The organism is Streptomyces sp. ATCC 21386 (genome assembly GCF_018728545.1).
Lineage (GTDB): Bacteria > Actinomycetota > Actinomycetes > Streptomycetales > Streptomycetaceae > Streptomyces.
In genome coordinates this window covers 7,808,564-7,823,953 of the sequence record NZ_JAAVVL010000001.1, presented here as the reverse complement: position 1 = coordinate 7,823,953, position 15,390 = coordinate 7,808,564, and the positions used below count along the sequence as shown (strand labels likewise).

Sequence of the window (15,390 nt, the reverse complement as noted above, 5' to 3'; positions counted from 1 at the left end):
CTGACCGCCCCTCAGGTCGCCGCCACCGAGACCGCGCTCCAAGCCGCCGCCACCGCGGAGTGCTCCGCGCTTCCCGCCCCGTACAGGTCGCGGGCCGCGTTCAGCGTGGCCGTACGCGCCCCTGCGTAGTCCGTGGACGAGGTCATGTAGACGGTCAGTGCCCGGTACCAGATCGCTCCCAGCTTCTCCTTGCCGATGCCGGTCACCGTCGAGCCGTCGCAGGTGGTGCCGGAGTGCGCGACCCCGCCGATGGTCCGGGTGCCGCTGCCCTCCGCGAGGAGGTAGGCGAAGTGGTTGGCGACGCCGGAGGAGTAGTGGACGTCCAGGTTCCGTACCGCCGGACTCCAGCAGTCCGCCGACGAGCCGTCCTTGCTCGGCCGGTCCATGAAACGGAGTGCCGGCTTCCCGAAGCCCGGGCGGACGATCTTCTCGCCGACGAGCCAGTCCCCGGGGTCGGCGGCGTTGTCCGCGTGGAACTCGACGAGCGTGCCGAATATGTCCGAGGTGGCCTCGTTGAGGCCGCCCGGCTCGCCCGAGTACGTCAGGTCGGCCGTCGCCGAGGTGACACCGTGGGTCATCTCATGACCGGCCACGTCCAGTGAGACGAGCGGCCCGAGCAGGTTCCCGTCGCCGTCGCCGTACGTCATGCAGAAGCAACTGTCGTCCCAGAAGGCGTTGTTGTAGCCGTTGCCGTAGTGGACGCGGTTGTACGAGCCCCGGCCGTCGCCGGCGATGCCGTTCCGGCCGTGGACGTCCTTGTAATAGTCCCAGGTGGTGTCGGTGCCGTACTGCGCGTCGACGGCCGCCGATGCGCGGTCCGCGGCCGTGCCCGTGCCCCAGTGGTTGTCGGCGTCGGTGAAGAGCGTCGCGGGGGCGCGCCGGACACAGATCCCGAGGAGGCACAGGTCGGTCCGGTTCGCGGCGTCACCGGTGTATGTGCCGCCGCGGGTGGGATCCTTGAGCTGGAACGTCGAGCCCGAGGCGGTCGTCTCCAGCGGGACCGTGCCGCCGTAGAGCGACTCACCGTCGCCCGCGGCGCTCTCCAGCACGTCCCAGGCGTCGATCTGCCTGCCCGTCGTGGCATCCGTGAGAACCGTACGGGCCACCGGGTTGCCCGCCTCGTCCTGGGCGAGCGACTCCGTCCGCCAGGCCAGCCGGGGGGTGCCGTGCAGGGCGTCGACGACCAGCCGGGGCTCTGACGTCAGCCCGCGCAGCGTCTCGCCGACGTTCGCGGCGCGCAGCGCGGCGGCGGCGAGGTCGGCCGCCCGGGGCGCCTTGACCGTGGGAGTGACGCCGGGCAGGTCGAGGGCGCGGGTCGACGCCCGGTCCGCACCGCGGAACGCGCCGCCGGGAGCGAGATGGACGACGAAGTCGCCGCCGAGCACCGGGAGTCCGCGGTAGGTCCGGTCGTAGCGCACGTGCTGCGCGCCGTCCGCGTCCACGATCACGTCCCGTACGGTGGTCCCCTGGGCGGCGGTGAGCCCCAGGCTCGTCGCGCGGTCCCGCAGGACCTCGGCGGCTCGGGCGATCGCGGTGCTCCGAGTCGGTCTGTCGGCGGCCCCTGCGGTGGGGGTGAGCGTCGCGGCCAACAGCGCGGCGGCCGTGGCGGCGATGCCGGTGGTGGCGAGGCGCGGACGTCGGAGATGCCGTACTCGGCGCATCTGTCTCCCAGGAACGAGGGGCGAGGGGCGAGGGGTGACGGTGGTCGTCGGCCCGACCATGGATCTGTCAGATTTAAGTGGGCATGACAGGCGCAGTCCAGGGCGTCGGCTGGGGGATGTGTGAGGGGTGAGAATCGTTTCTGCAAAGAGTCCCGACTCCCCCTGCAGAGGAGAGACGAGAACGGTGCTCCCCATATTCGTCTACGGCACCCTCCGCCCCGGCGAGCCCAACCACGACCTCTTCCTGCGCGGCCGCACCATCGCGGAGGCCCCGGCCCGGATGCGCGGCATGGCGCTCTACGACGGCCCTGGCTACCCGTACGCGGTCGAACTCCTCGGCGACGGAGCCGCGGACGCGACGGAAGCCGCGACAGAAACCGGAACCGAAGCCGGGACCGGAGCCCGGACCGAAGCCGGAACCGAAGCCGGGACCGGAGCCTGGACCGAAGCCGGGGCCGGGATTGCGACCGGGGCCGGGATTGCGACCGGGATCGGGGAAAGGCGCGGGGGAGCGGGCGAGGTGAGCGGTGAGGTCGTCACGGCGCTCCCTGAGGACTACGCCGAACTGCTGCGCGTCCTGGACCAGTTGGAGGAGTACGTCCCGGGCGACCCCGCGAACCACTACGAACGGGTGGAACGCCTGGCTGTCCTCGCCGACGGCACGGTCGTACGGGCCTGGGTCTACGTCGCCGCCCCGACCGTCGCGGCCGGACTCAGGGCCAGGGGAAAGCTGATCGAGAGCGGGGACTGGCGCCTGCGGGGGTAGCTCCACCATCCGAGGTCAGCCTCAGGCCCCGGCACCATGCCGCGCTCACGCGTTGTTGCAGCCGTTGAAGATCACCGGCAGTCGGGTGTGGTCCGGGTGCGGGCGACGTACGACGCGGCGGTAGGAGGTCAGCGCGGCCAGGGCGCCGCCGAAGCGGTCGCCGAGGGCGAGGGCCGCCCACTCGGTGGTGAACTCGGCACCGGGTGGCAGGACTTGGCGCCACTGGTGATCGTCGTGGGTAGGGCCGCCGAGAGCCAGATACGTCTGCCCCGCCGACTCACCGACCTCCCAGACCCAGCTGGACGCCGACTCGATCTGCCACAGCCAGCAGCGGTCGTCCGTACGGTGCTGGAGCGCGCCCATCGCAAGGTGCCCGTCCGTGGGCCGGCCGGCGCGTCCGGCGAGCAGGGCCTCCGCGTGCCCGGTGCCGCCGTGCACCTCGTGGTTGACGTCGGGGACGGAGTCCCGCAACGGCTCGGTGTACCAACGGCCCTCCGCGAGACCGTCGTTGCGTGCGCGGAGGACGGACAGGTCGTCGGGGGAGGGAAGTCCGCCGAGGAGGAGGCTGCCGAGGGAGCGTACGGTGAGCGACCCGGGCCCGTCGTTGCGCAGCCGGACCCGGGAGCGCAGCACGGAGGTGCCGTCCGGTGAGGCGTACTCGACGAAGGCGGTCAACCCGGTCGCCGGGTCGTGGAGTTCGAAGGTCAGCCGGTGCCAGCGCCCGTGCTCGGCCGAACTCGCAGCCGAACCACTCCGCTCCGCAGTCGCGTTGTCGGGACCGGGGTCACAAGTGGAGTGATGGGCGCGGTACTTCAGACGGGCGCCGATCGCCGTGCCGGTGAAGCGGGGGCCGGCCCAGTCGGCGTCGTCGCCGAGCAGGACCAGGTCCACCAGGGGAAGCGAGGGGGCGGCCTCGGTCTCCTCGGGGCCGGGCTCGGGGTCGTCGGGGCGACGGACGCGCAGCAGTCGGGGAGTCTCTCCGCTGAGGTCGAAATCGGCGGTCAGTGCGGAGTGGCCCCAACGGTAGGAGAGGCTCCACGGGAACGCGTCGGTCCACTGGTGACTGTCGTGCTGCGGCATGTGATCCCCCCGGGTCGGCTGTGCTCCCAAGTGTTCACGGCGAGCTGTGCGTCCGCCGTTCCCCATCGTGTGCGAAGCGGCGGGTCAACCACACAGGATCTACGTATCCGAAAGCATGAACGTTCAAGCGGGCCAGGTATCGATGCAAGGCTGCACGGGTCGGTCAGCGGTGGGCCGGCTCACGGGCTGCTCCCGGGCCGGCTTGCGCGAGGTGGGTCACGGTCAGTTCCACGGGCTCTCATGCGGCCGACCCCGACCCCGACCCCGACCCGTCTCGTGGCCGGCTCACGGGGCCGGCTTGCGACCGACTCACGGGCCCGTGCCGTCGCGCGGGCTGACTCGTGTCGCCCGAAAGGCCCGCCCTCCAGCCGCATGCACCCGTCCGCGCCCGACGTGCGAGCTGCTCCGCGAGTCGGGAGGAGGCGGGCTGTCCGCGTGCCGGTCCATCTCGGGAGCGGGCCCCGACCCGCCGCCCCGCCGCCCCTACTTCCCCACCGTCTCCAACCGCACCGCGCACGTCTTGAACTCCGGCATGCGGGAGGTGGGGTCGAGGGCGGGGTTGGTCAGGGTGTTGGCGCGGCCCTCGCCCGGCCAGTGGAACGGCATGAAGACCGTGTCCGGGCGGATGGTGGTCGTGATGCGGGCCGGGGCGACGGCCCGACCCCGGCGGGAGACCACGGCCACCGGGTCGCCCTCCGCCGCGCCGAGCCGCTCGGCCAGCCGGGGGTGCAGTTCCACGAAGGGTCCGGGCGCGGCGGAGTTGAGCTCCTCGACCCGCCGGGTCTGGGCGCCCGACTGGTACTGCGCGACCACGCGTCCGGTGGTGAGCAGCACCGGGTACTCGGCGTCCGGTTCCTCGGCCGACGCCCGGTGCGAGACGGGCACGAACCGGGCCCGTCCGTCCTCGGTGGCGAACCGGTCGAGGAAGAGCCGTGGCGTCCCGGGATGCGCCTCGGCGGACTCCACGGGGCTTCCGCCCCCGCCTGCCACCTGCTCCGCGACCGGGCCCCCTCCTGCGCCCGCGACCGGGCCCCCTCCGGTGCCCGTCACCGGCTCGAGCCCCGCGCCCGACACGGCCTCCCCGTCGTTCACCGGCGCCGGGCAGGGCCAGAACACCCCGTTCTCCTCGGCCAGTCGGCGGTAGGTGATGCCCGAATAGTCGGCGAGCCCGCCCGCGCTCGCCCGGCGCAGCTCCTCGAAGACCTCCTCGGCGTCGGTCGGGAACCCCTTCTCGACACCCAGCCGGGCCGCCAGCTCGTGCATGACCTCCAGGTCGCTGCGGACCCCCTCGGGAGGCGTGATCGCGCGCCGCCGCAGCAGTACCCGGCCCTCCAGATTGGTCGTCGTGCCGGTCTCCTCGGCCCACTGCGTCACCGGCAGTACCACGTCCGCCAGCGCCGCCGTCTCCGACAGCACGACATCGCACACCGCGAGGAAGTCCAGCGACCTGATCCGCTCCTCGATGTGCGCGGCGCGCGGCGCCGACACCACCGGGTTGGAGCCCATCAGCAGCAGCGACTTGATGTCACCGCCGAGCGCGTCCAGCAGCTCGTACGCGCTGCGCCCCGGACCGGGCAGGCTGTCGGGGTCCACGCCCCAGACCTCGGCGACGTGCCGCCGCGCCTCGGGGTCGACCAGCTTGCGGTAACCCGGCAGCTGGTCGGCCTTCTGGCCGTGCTCGCGCCCGCCCTGCCCGTTGCCCTGCCCGGTGAGGCAGCCGTAGCCGGACAGCGGCCGCCCGGCCCGCCCCGTCGCCAGCGTGAGGTTGATCCACGCGCCGACCGTGTCGGTGCCCTTGGACTGCTGCTCGGGCCCGCGTGCCGTGAGCACCATCGCGTGCTCGGGCTCGCAGAACAGCCTTACGGCTTCGCGGAGTTGGGGAACGGACACCCCCGTGATCCGTTCCACGTACTCCGGCCAGTGCGCCATGGCGGCGGCCCGCGCCTCCTCCCAGCCGCTGGTCCGCTCACGGATGTACTCCTCGTCCACCCGGCCCTCGGCCACGATCAGATGCAGCAGACCGAGCGCGAGGGCCAGATCGGTGCCGGGGCGCGGCGACAGATGCAGATCGGCCTGCTCGGCCGTACGCGTGCGGCGCGGATCGATGACGATCAGTTTGCCGCCGTTCTCCTTCAGCTCGGTGAGATAGCGCAGCGCCGGCGGCATGGTCTCGGCGAGGTTGGACCCGACGAGGACGACACACCCCGTCCTCGGGATGTCCTCCAGCGGGAACGGCAGCCCCCGGTCCAGGCCGAAGGCCTTCGTCCCGGCGGCAGCGGCGGAGGACATGCAGAAGCGGCCGTTGTAGTCGATCTGCGAGGTGCCGAGGACGATCCGCGCGAACTTGCCGAGCAGATAAGCCTTCTCGTTCGTCAGCCCGCCGCCGCCGAACACTCCGCACGCGTCCGGGCCATGTTCCGTCCGCGTGCGGGTGAGTCCCTCGGCGATCCGGTCGAGTGCCTCGTCCCAGGAGGCGGGTTCCAGGTTGCCCGCCCTTCTGACCAGAGGACTGGTCAGCCTGACCCGGGACGAGAGCACAGCCGGGGCCGTACGACCCTTGCCGCACAGTGCTCCCCGGTTCACCGGGAAGTCCGCGCGCTCCGTGACCACTACGACCCCTTCGGTCCCGTCCGCACCGGGCGTCAGGTTCATCCCGCACTGCAGGGCGCAGTACGGGCAGTGGGTGGGCGTCGCGGAGTTCGGCATACCGCTCAGCGTGCGTCGCACGTGTTACGCGCCGGGACGCCCCTCGTTACACGACCGGCACGGGGACCTCCCGGCGGCGTGGGGCCCGGCGTGAGGAAGGGAGAGCCGCCGGGTGTCGCGATTCTGTCACCATACGTGTTCACCTCGCTGCTTTCCGTCCAATCCTTCGGGCCTCGCGTGCTAAGAACTACGGGCGCCACAGACACGGGGGTCGTGCCGTGAGCCCCGTGTGGCGCACGACCTGTCACCCGGCCCGCACGCGGGCCGCAGGGGGAAGAGGACCACCACGTGAACCGTATGCGCACCACCGCCGCCGTCCTGGGTGCCGTCGGCGCCCTGACCGCCACTCAGCTCGGCCTCGCCGGAGCCGCCTCGGCCGCGCCCCAGGCCGCCGGCTGCCCGATCGAACTCCGTTCGCCCAAGAGCTTCACCCTGGACGCGAAGAACCGGGTGCAGGGTGGCCTCTACTTCGCTCTCAGGAACAAGAGCAGGACCGCGAGCTTCAAGGACGTCAGCCTGACCGTCAGCGAGCCCGTCAACCTGACCTTCACCTACGCCTCGCCCACCAAGGGCAGCAAGATCACCAAGCGCACCTCGAAGGTCGCCACCGTCCGCACCAAGACTCTGAAGGAGAAGGGCACCACCGGTCTGCGCATCAGCGCCTACATGACCAACAGCAAGAAGCCCTACGAGGTCCGATTCACCGTCCGCGGCAAGACCGCCGCCGGCAAGCAGTGGGGCTGCGCGGTGGACCAGGGCTGGTGGGGCAACATCAAGCACTAGCCGTCCGCCGGGGAGGCCGGGAGGCCGCGACAGCCCGCACAGGGCCTTCGGCGCACCCTCCACTGCTCCCTCTACTGCTCCTCCGCGGACCCCCGCCCCGCCGACGCGAGCGCCTTCTCGACCCCCGTCTCCTCCGGTCCGAGGAAGCGGGGGTCCGGCTCGAACAGGGCGTCCAGCGAGGCCTTGCCCGCCGCGAACAGCTCCCGGGTGGCCCCGTAGTACCAGGTCCCGTCGTGCCGGTCCTGCACGCCGACGCCGTACGACTCGACGCCCGCCTCCTCGCACAGCGCGACCGCCCGGCGTATGTGGAAGCCCTGGCTGATGAGCACCGCCCGGTCCACACCGAAGATCTTCTTGGCGCGGACACAGGAGTCCCAGGTGTCGAACCCGGCGTAGTCGCTGACGATCCGGTCGTCCGGCACGCCGTGCTCGGTGAGATAGCCGCGCATCGCGTCCGGCTCGTCGTACTCCACGCGGCTGTTGTCCCCGGTGACCAGGACCACCTTGATCCGGCCCGACCGGTACAGCTCGGCCGCCGCGTCCAGCCGACGCGCGAGATACGGGGACGGCTCGCCCTGCCAGAGCCCGGCGCCGAAGACCACCCCGACCTCGGTGCGCGGCGCGTCGGCCGTGGTCCGCAGCCGGTCGGCGGCCGCCGTGTACATCCAGGTCGAGGGCAGCAGCGCCAGCACGCACAGCAGCATCACCGCCTGCACGGCCCGCCGCCGCCCCGTCCGCGTACGCGGCAGCCGAACGGCGCGCGCGATCCCCCCGATACGCCTCACTGCGCCCCCGTCCCCTCGGACCCCTCGTGTGTCCTGCTTGTTTCCGGTCGTCTCCGGCGGGCCCGCCGGATCCCGCCCACTCGACCAACGAAGACGTCAGTCACGGAGATCCGGTTCACCGCTCAGCGTGACGAGCTTCACCCGAACGAGCGGAAAGGCCAGGTCACGGAGGTTCACACCGCCGTACCGCGCGCGGTGAAGCGCCGGAAAACACCCGTCACCACCGCGCAACGGGGAGGCAACGTCCTCCCGACACCATCGGTGCATGACGGCGACGACGAGCAAGTCGAACGCGGACCTCGACAGTACGGCGCACATCATGAACCTGATCAGTGACCAGCTGGCCATCCAACTCAGCCTCGTCTCCCGCGACGGAACGCGGCGCCCCGCCCCACCGGCGCTCGTCCTGGTTGCGCACGGCAGCCGCGACCCGCGCGCACTGGCGACCGTTCGCACCCTCATGGAGCGCGTCCGCGAGCAGCGCCCCGGCCTCGCCGTGCACCTCGGCCACATCGAGCTGAACGAGCCCCTGCTCCCCGACACGCTCGCCGCCCTCGGCGACCGCGAAGCGGTCCTCGTCCCCCTCCTCCTGAGCCGCGGCTACCACGTCAAGCAGGACATCCCGGAGATGGCCGCGGCCGCCGAGGCCCGCACCCGCCTGGCCGCCCCCCTCGGCCCGCACCCCCTCCTCGTCGACGCCCTGCACGCCCGCCTCGTCGAGGCCGGCTGGCGCACCCGCATGAGCGCGGCCCGGCGCCGGAGGAGCGCGGTCGTCCTCGCCGCAGCCGGCTCCCGCGACCCCGAGGCCGCCCTGGACACCGGCCGCACGGCCCGCCTCCTCGCCGACCGCCTGGGCGTCCCGGTCCTCCCCGCCTACGCCTCCGCGGCGTCCCCCACCGTCCCCGAGGCCGTCCGCACCCTCACCGCCGCGGGCCACACCCATGTGGCGGTCGCGTCCTACTTCACGGCCCCGGGCCGCTTCGCGACGGAATGCGCGCAGGCGGCCCCGTGGATCGCCACGGCCCCGCTGGGCACCCACCCCGCGATGGCAAGCCTGGTGCTGCACCGCTACGACGAGGCACTGACCGGGACGAGGCCCCTGCCGGCGCTCGCATCGGCATAGGGAGACGTAGAACCGCGGGCCGACGGCAGCGCCCCGTCAGGGGCGCGGGGCTGTGTCGGAATGTGCGGCTCCGCCGCGTGGGCGCGACCAGCCACCACCGACCCGTACCCGCCAAACGGCAGGACCCGGCAGACGAGTAGGCACCCATTTGTCACACCCGCCCCGTACTGTCGAATCATGGAAGGCACCGCACCCCCCACCCGCAACACCCCCGCGAGCCACGACACCCCGGCCGACTACGACCCGCCCTCCGCGGAGCGCTACGCCCCGGAGCCCGACAAACGCCCCGGCCGCACCGCCTTCCAACGCGACCGCGCCCGCATCCTGCACTCGGCCGCACTCAGAAGGCTGGCCGGCAAGACCCAGGTCGTCACCCCCGGCACCCGCACCCCCGCCTGGGACGCCAGCCCCCGCACCCGCCTCACCCACTCCCTGGAGTGCGCCCAGGTGGGCCGCGAGCTGGGCGCCGCCCTCGGCTGCGACCCAGACCTCGTGGAGGCCGCCTGCCTCTCGCACGACCTCGGCCATCCCCCCTTCGGTCACAACGGCGAACAGGCACTCAACGAATTCGCCGAGGACTGCGGCGGTTTCGAGGGCAACGCCCAGTCCTTGCGCCTGCTGACCCGCATCGAGCCCAAGCGCTTCGTGCGGTCCCCCGAGTCCGGCGACCTCGTCAGCGTCGGCCTCAACCTCACCCGCGCCGCCCTGGACGCCGCCACCAAGTACCCCTGGCCGCGCGGCGGTCACCCCACCGACCCCAAGTCGCCCAAGTTCGGTGTGTACGACGACGACCGGCTCGTCTTCGACTGGGTCCGCAAGGACGCCCCCAGCACGAGCACGACCTTCGAGGCCCAGGTCATGGACTGGGCCGACGACGTGGCGTACTCCGTGCACGACGTCGAGGACGGCCTGCACGCGGGCCACATCGATCCGTCCTGCCTGCACGCGGAGCCCGAACGCCGAGCGGTCTTCGAGGTCGCCCGCGGCCGGTACGTCCCCGCGGACACCGACCCGGCCGAGCTCGCCGCCGCCCTAGACCGCCTCCTCGACCAGGAGTGGTGGCCGCACGGGTACGACGGAACGGCCGTCGCCCAGGCCCGGTTGAAGGACGCCACCAGCCAGCTCATCGGCCGCTTCTGCCTTGCCGCCGAGGGCGCCACCCGGCAGACGTACGGACGCGGCCCCCTCACCCGGTACGCCGCCGAACTGGTCGTCCCGCACGGGACGCGGCTGGAGTGCGCCGTGCTGAAGGCCGTCGCCGACCGGTACGTGATGCAGCGCGCCGAGCAGGAACGGCTCCGCGCCGACCAGCGGATCGTCGTCGCCGAACTGGCCGAGGCGCTCACCGCCCGCGCGCCGGAGGGACTCGAACCCCAGTTCCGCGCGCTGTTCGACTCGGCCCCGGACGACCGCGCCCGCAAGCGGGTGATCGTCGACCAGATCGCTTCCCTCACCGACACCTCCGCCCGCGCGTTGCACGCGAGACTGACGGGGCGGAAGTGACGAAAACGTGACCCTGCGTGGCCTGATCGGGTCACTACCTCTTCCCGCATCACGCTCCGTGCGGGACGCTCGCATGTGGACGCACCCTTAAGAGGAGGCATCAAGTGGTCGACGCGGATCAGACATTCGTCATCGTCGGAGGCGGTCTCGCCGGCGCGAAGGCGGCCGAGACGCTCCGAGCGGAGGGCTTCACCGGCCGCGTGATACTGATCTGCGACGAGCGCGACCACCCCTACGAGCGTCCGCCGCTCTCCAAGGGGTATCTGCTCGGCAAGGAGGAGCGCGACAGCGTCTTCGTCCACGAGCCGTCCTGGTACGCGCGCCACGACATCGAGCTCCACCTCGGCCAGACCGTCGACGCCGTCGACCGTACGGCCAGGACCGTCCGCTTCGGGGACGACGGCACCCTCGTCCACTACGACAAACTGCTGCTCGCGACCGGCGCCGAGCCCCGCCGCCTGGACATCCCGGGCACCGATCTCGCGGGCGTCCACCATCTGCGCCGCCTCGCCCACGCCGAGCGCCTGAAGGGAGTTCTCGGGGCCCTCGGCCGGGACAACGGCCACCTCGTCATCGCCGGTGCCGGCTGGATCGGCCTGGAAGTGGCGGCGGCGGCCCGCGAGTACGGCGCGGAGGTCACCGTCGTCGAGCCGGAGCCGACGCCCCTGCACGGCGTCCTCGGCCCCGAGCTGGGCAACCTCTTCGCCGAGCTGCACCGCGAGCACGGCGTCCGCTTCCACTTCGGCGCGAGGCTCACGGAGATCGTCGGCCAGGACGGGATGGTCCTGGCGGCCCGCACGGACACGGGGGAGGAGCACCCGGCGCACGACGTCCTCGCGGCCATCGGCGCGGGTCCGCGCACGGGCCTGGCCGAAGCGGCGGGGCTGGAGGTGGCCGACCGGTCACAGGGCGGCGGCATCTTGGTGGACGCGGGGCTCCGTACGTCCGATCCCTCCATCTACGCCGCCGGTGACGTCGTCTCCTTCCCGCACGCCCTGTTCGACACCCGGCTGCGGGTGGAGCACTGGGCCAACGCGCTCAACGGCGGCCCGGCCGCCGCCCGCTCGATGCTCGGCAAGGACGTCACCTACGACCGGGTGCCCTACTTCTTCTCCGACCAGTACGACCTCGGGATGGAGTACTCGGGATGGGCGCCGCCGGGGTCCTACGACCAGGTGGTGATCCGGGGGGACGCCGGGAAGCGGGAGTTCATCGCGTTCTGGCTGAAGGAGGGACGGGTGCTGGCCGGGATGAATGTGAACGTGTGGGATGTCACTGAGCCGATCCAGAAGCTGATCCGGTCCCGGGAACGGGTGGATGTGGACGCGCTGTCGAATCCCCAGGTTCCGTTGGAGAGTCTGGTCGCCTAGGCATCTGCGAGGCTGGGCGTGAGGGCGGGTGCGGGTGGTATGTGGTTGCCCGCGCAGTTCCCCGCGCCCCTCAGGGGGCGCCGCCCGTGCTCCGTCGTTGTCAGTGGACCACCGTAGAATCTCCGCGTGGCAGGACGGATCAACGACGAGGACGTGAAGGCGGTACGGGACGCGGTCCCGATCGACGCCGTGGTGTCCGAGTACCTCCAGCTGCGCAACGCGGGCGGCGGGAACCTCAAGGGACTCTGCCCGTTCCACGACGAGAAGTCGCCGTCCTTCCAGGTCAGCCCGAGCAAGGGCCTCTTCCACTGCTTCGGCTGCCAGGAGGGCGGCGACACCATCACGTTCGTGATGAAGGTCGACCACCTGTCCTTCTCGGAGGCCGTCGAGCGCCTCGCCGGCCAGGCCGGCATCACCCTCAGGTACGAGGAGGGCGGGTACAACCCCTCCCACCAGCGCGGCGAGCGGATCCGCCTGGTCGAGGCCCACAAGATCGCCGCCGAGTGGTACGCGGAACAGCTCGCCACCAGCCCCGAGGCCGACACCGGCCGGATCTTCCTCGCCGAGCGCGGCTTCGACCAGTCCGCCGCCGTCCACTTCGGCGTCGGCTACAGCCCCCAGGGCTGGGACCACCTCACCCGCTTCCTGCGCGGCAAGGGTTTTACCGACAAGGAACTGCTCCTGTCCGGCCTCTCCCAGGAGGGCCGCCGGGGCCCGATCGACCGCTTCCGGGGCCGCCTGATGTGGCCCATCCGCGACATCGGCGGGGACGTGGTCGGCTTCGGCGCCCGCAAGCTCTACGAGGCGGACAACGGCCCGAAGTACCTCAACACCCCCGATACCGCTATCTACCGCAAGTCCCAGGTTCTCTACGGCATCGACCTCGCCAAGAAGGACATCGCCAAGGCCAGCCGCGCCGTCGTCGTCGAGGGCTACACCGACGTCATGGCCTGCCACCTCGCCGGCGTCACCACGGCCATCGCCACCTGCGGCACGGCCTTCGGCGGCGAGCACATCAAGATCCTCCGCCGGCTGCTGATGGACAACGGCTCGGCCCGTGTGATCTTCACCTTCGACGGCGACGCGGCCGGCCAGAAGGCGGCCCTGCGCGCCTTCGAGGACGACCAGAAGTTCGCCGCCGAGACGTACATCGCGATCGCCCCCGACGGCATGGACCCCTGCGAACTGCGCCTGGCGAAGGGCGACGAGGCGGTCGCCGAACTGGCCGAACCCCGCACCCCGCTCTTCGAGTTCGCCCTCCGCCAGATCGTCGCCCGCTACGACCTGGAGACCCCCGCCGGACGGGCCGCCGCCCTCGACGAGGCCGCGCCGATCGTGGCCCGCATCAAGAACAGCGGCGCCCAGCACGAGGTCGCCGTGGAACTCGCCGGCATGCTCGGCATCCTCGACACCCAGTTCGTCGTCAAGCGCGTCGCCCAGCTGGCCCGCTGGGCCCGCGAGCGCGGCGGCCAGGGCCCGGCCCCGACCGCCCAGCCGTACGAGTCCACCTCCCGGCCCCCGTCCGGCCCCGCCCTCACCCTCCGCAACCCGGTCTTCGCCACCGAGCGGGAACTCCTCAAACTCGCCCTCCAGCGCCCCGAGTTGGTCGCTCCCGCGTTCGACGCGTACGGCGTCGACGAGTTCACCGCCGCCCCCTACGCGGCCGTCCGTGAGGCGATCATCGAGGCGGGCGGCGTGGAGTACGGCGCCGAGGACCCGCAGGAGTACCTGGTCCGTGTCCGCGAGGCGGCACCCGACGACACGGTGCGGGCCATGGTGACGGAGCTGGCGGTCGAGGCGATCATGCGCAAGACGGTCGACGACGTCTACGCGGGCGCACAACTGGTCACCGTGCGCCGCCGGGCCGTCGAACGCCGGGTCCGCGACGTCCAGGGCAGCCTGGCGAGGGCGGCCGCCCAGGGCGACCCCGCCCAGCTGGCCGCCGTCCAGAACGAGTTGTGGGTCCTCCAGCAGTACGACCAGGCATTGCGGGAGCGGGGCGCGGAGGCGCTCTGACCCCGCGACGGTTCGCGCCCCCCGGCCGCGCACGTCCCCGCAGCACATGCCAATCCGCGCCGGAGCCACCCCGCTCCGTACGGCCTTCAAGCTGTTTGCGGCCCGTCCAGCAGCGCACTCGTGCAGCACGGTAACCGCGCGGTCACGGGCCGACCGCAAAAAGTCACCGCACGCCCCTCGTGGCGGCTGTGTGTCGTACTCCACACTGGGTTGCGGTGCCTGAGTCCTCGGAGCGCGGCCGGCCCGTCCCCCACGGGTCCGAGATCCCCGCGGTTCCGCTCGATGAGTACGGGATGGACGGCGGCGAGGCCGCCCGCGCCATCCCAGACGTACCGCTGCCGCACGCCCGGGCAGCGACATTCCTGGAGGTCGCCCCCGTGCAGACCCAGACCCTCATACAGAACGACACCAGTACGGCCATCGGTACCGACGGCTCGGAGCCGGCCGCGGAGACCGATGTCATCACCGCGGTGCCCGCCCAGAGTCGCGCCGCGCACCACCCCGAGGCGGTCCCGGACGGCCCGCCCGACCTGGACGAACCGCCCGCCGCCGCGGTCGAGGCCCTGGAGACGGCCGACACCCCGGAGCCCGAGCCCGTGGAACTGCCGCGCGCCCGCGCGGACACCAGCGGCCCGTCCTCCGACCTCTTCCGCCAGTACCTGCGCGAGATCGGCCGCGTCCCCCTCCTGACGGCAGCGGAGGAAGTGGAACTGGCCCGCCGCGTCGAGGCCGGCCTCTTCGCCGAGGAACGGCTGGGCAACGCCCCCGACCTCGACACGGAGCTGGCCCTCGACCTCGACAAGCTGGTCGTCATGGGCCGCGTGGCCAAGCGCCGCCTGATCGAGGCGAACCTGCGGCTCGTCGTCTCCGTGGCGAAGCGGTACGTCGGCCGCGGTCTGACCATGCTGGACCTGGTGCAGGAAGGAAACCTGGGCCTCATCCGGGCCGTCGAGAAGTTCGACTACGCGCGCGGCTACAAGTTCTCGACCTACGCGACCTGGTGGATCCGCCAGGCCATGTCCCGCGCGCTGGCCGACCAGGCCCGCACCATCCGGGTCCCGGTCCACGTGGTCGAGCTGATCAACCGGGTCGTCCGCGTCCAGCGGCGCATGCTGCAGGAGCGGGGGTACGAGCCCACGCCGGAGGAAGTGGCCGCCCACCTCGACCTCGCCCCCGAACGCGTCAGCGAGGTTCTCCGGCTCGCCCAGGAACCGGTCTCCCTCCACGCCCCGGTCGGCGAGGAGGACGACGTGGCCCTCGGCGACCTCATCGAGGACGGCGACGCGGCGAGCCCCGTGGAGTCGGCCGCGTTCCTGCTGCTGCGCGAGCACCTGGAGGCGGTCCTCTCCACCCTGGGCGAGCGGGAACGCAAGGTGGTCCAACTCCGCTACGGCCTCGCCGACGGCCGCCCCCGCACGCTGGAGGAGATAGGCCGCATCTTCGGCGTCACCCGGGAACGGATACGCCAGATCGAGTCCAAGACCCTGAACAAACTCAGGGACCACGCCTTCGCGGACCAGCTGCGGGGGTACTTGGACTGAGGGGGCGCGTCGTCGGCCGCGGGCCCGGTGGGGCTTCTCGCGCAGTTCCCCGCGCC

11 protein-coding genes and 1 pseudogene are annotated in these 15,390 nt (G+C 72.1%); 8 read left to right on the top strand and 4 right to left on the bottom strand.

Annotation, left to right across the window (positions count from 1 at the left end):
* Window positions 1-11: 11 nt before the first annotated feature.
* Window positions 12-1,661: a M4 family metallopeptidase gene (locus GWK25_RS33560; protein WP_215455309.1), complete on the bottom strand. Its 1,650-nt coding sequence runs from the start codon at window positions 1,659-1,661 to the stop codon at window positions 12-14.
* Window positions 1,662-1,845: 184 nt separating this feature from the next.
* Between GWK25_RS33560 and GWK25_RS44895 the strand changes: the two are divergent.
* Both GWK25_RS44895 and GWK25_RS44890 read left to right on the top strand, forming a co-directional pair.
* Window positions 1,846-2,022: pseudogene (locus GWK25_RS44895) on the top strand (gamma-glutamylcyclotransferase family protein); the annotation flags it as partial.
* Window positions 2,023-2,181: 159 nt separating this feature from the next.
* The gene (locus GWK25_RS44890; protein WP_374200704.1) at window positions 2,182-2,427 is read left to right on the top strand and encodes a gamma-glutamylcyclotransferase family protein; all 246 of its coding nucleotides are present in this window, start codon (window positions 2,182-2,184) and stop codon (window positions 2,425-2,427) included.
* Window positions 2,428-2,472: 45 nt separating this feature from the next.
* On the opposite strand, the gene GWK25_RS33550 is transcribed toward GWK25_RS44890, so the two are convergent.
* Together GWK25_RS33550 and GWK25_RS33545 are read right to left on the bottom strand one after the other, a co-directional pair.
* Complete coding sequence (locus GWK25_RS33550) at window positions 2,473-3,507, bottom strand: hypothetical protein (RefSeq protein ID WP_251829149.1); 1,035 nt, start codon at window positions 3,505-3,507, stop codon at window positions 2,473-2,475.
* A 483-nt stretch (window positions 3,508-3,990) separates the two neighbouring features.
* Entirely contained in the window at window positions 3,991-6,213 is a 2,223-nt protein-coding gene (locus tag GWK25_RS33545; RefSeq protein WP_215455307.1) for a molybdopterin oxidoreductase family protein, read from the bottom strand.
* A gap of 297 nt (window positions 6,214-6,510) precedes the next feature.
* Here GWK25_RS33545 and GWK25_RS33540 point away from each other — a divergent pair, with 297 nt between their 5' ends.
* Window positions 6,511-6,996 (top strand): hypothetical protein, encoded by a 486-nt coding sequence (locus GWK25_RS33540; RefSeq protein ID WP_251830465.1) that lies wholly within the window; start codon window positions 6,511-6,513, stop codon window positions 6,994-6,996.
* A 71-nt stretch (window positions 6,997-7,067) separates the two neighbouring features.
* On the opposite strand, the gene GWK25_RS33535 is transcribed toward GWK25_RS33540, so the two are convergent.
* The gene (locus GWK25_RS33535; RefSeq protein ID WP_251830464.1) at window positions 7,068-7,700 is read right to left on the bottom strand and encodes a vancomycin high temperature exclusion protein; all 633 of its coding nucleotides are present in this window, start codon (window positions 7,698-7,700) and stop codon (window positions 7,068-7,070) included.
* A 346-nt stretch (window positions 7,701-8,046) separates the two neighbouring features.
* On the opposite strand from GWK25_RS33535, the gene GWK25_RS33530 reads away from it, so the two are divergent.
* From GWK25_RS33530 to GWK25_RS33510, 5 genes are all read left to right on the top strand, one after another.
* On the top strand, window positions 8,047-8,904 hold the full coding sequence (locus GWK25_RS33530) for a sirohydrochlorin chelatase (protein WP_215455304.1): 858 nt from the start codon (window positions 8,047-8,049) through the stop codon (window positions 8,902-8,904).
* A 177-nt stretch (window positions 8,905-9,081) separates the two neighbouring features.
* Entirely contained in the window at window positions 9,082-10,407 is a 1,326-nt protein-coding gene (locus tag GWK25_RS33525) for a deoxyguanosinetriphosphate triphosphohydrolase (protein WP_215455303.1), read from the top strand.
* Between the two features lie 104 nt (window positions 10,408-10,511).
* The gene (locus GWK25_RS33520; RefSeq protein ID WP_215455302.1) at window positions 10,512-11,777 is read left to right on the top strand and encodes an FAD-dependent oxidoreductase; all 1,266 of its coding nucleotides are present in this window, start codon (window positions 10,512-10,514) and stop codon (window positions 11,775-11,777) included.
* A 126-nt stretch (window positions 11,778-11,903) separates the two neighbouring features.
* Entirely contained in the window at window positions 11,904-13,793 is a 1,890-nt protein-coding gene (gene dnaG, locus GWK25_RS33515; RefSeq protein WP_215455301.1) for a DNA primase, read from the top strand.
* A gap of 215 nt (window positions 13,794-14,008) precedes the next feature.
* Window positions 14,009-15,334, top strand: coding sequence for an RNA polymerase sigma factor (locus GWK25_RS33510; RefSeq protein WP_215455300.1), 1,326 nt, complete (start codon window positions 14,009-14,011; stop codon window positions 15,332-15,334).
* The last annotated feature ends 56 nt before the right edge of the window (window positions 15,335-15,390 follow it).

Coding starts and splice junctions, on each gene's coding strand:
- GWK25_RS33560 (WP_215455309.1), bottom strand. CDS start 1,661: ATGCGCCGAGTACGGCATCTCCGACGTCCGCGCCTCGCCACCACCGGC.
- GWK25_RS33550 (WP_251829149.1), bottom strand. CDS start 3,507: ATGCCGCAGCACGACAGTCACCAGTGGACCGACGCGTTCCCGTGGAGC.
- GWK25_RS33545 (WP_215455307.1), bottom strand. CDS start 6,213: ATGCCGAACTCCGCGACGCCCACCCACTGCCCGTACTGCGCCCTGCAG.
- GWK25_RS33540 (WP_251830465.1), top strand. CDS start 6,511: ATGCGCACCACCGCCGCCGTCCTGGGTGCCGTCGGCGCCCTGACCGCC.
- GWK25_RS33535 (WP_251830464.1), bottom strand. CDS start 7,700: ATGCTGCTGTGCGTGCTGGCGCTGCTGCCCTCGACCTGGATGTACACG.
- GWK25_RS33530 (WP_215455304.1), top strand. CDS start 8,047: ATGACGGCGACGACGAGCAAGTCGAACGCGGACCTCGACAGTACGGCG.
- GWK25_RS33525 (WP_215455303.1), top strand. CDS start 9,082: ATGGAAGGCACCGCACCCCCCACCCGCAACACCCCCGCGAGCCACGAC.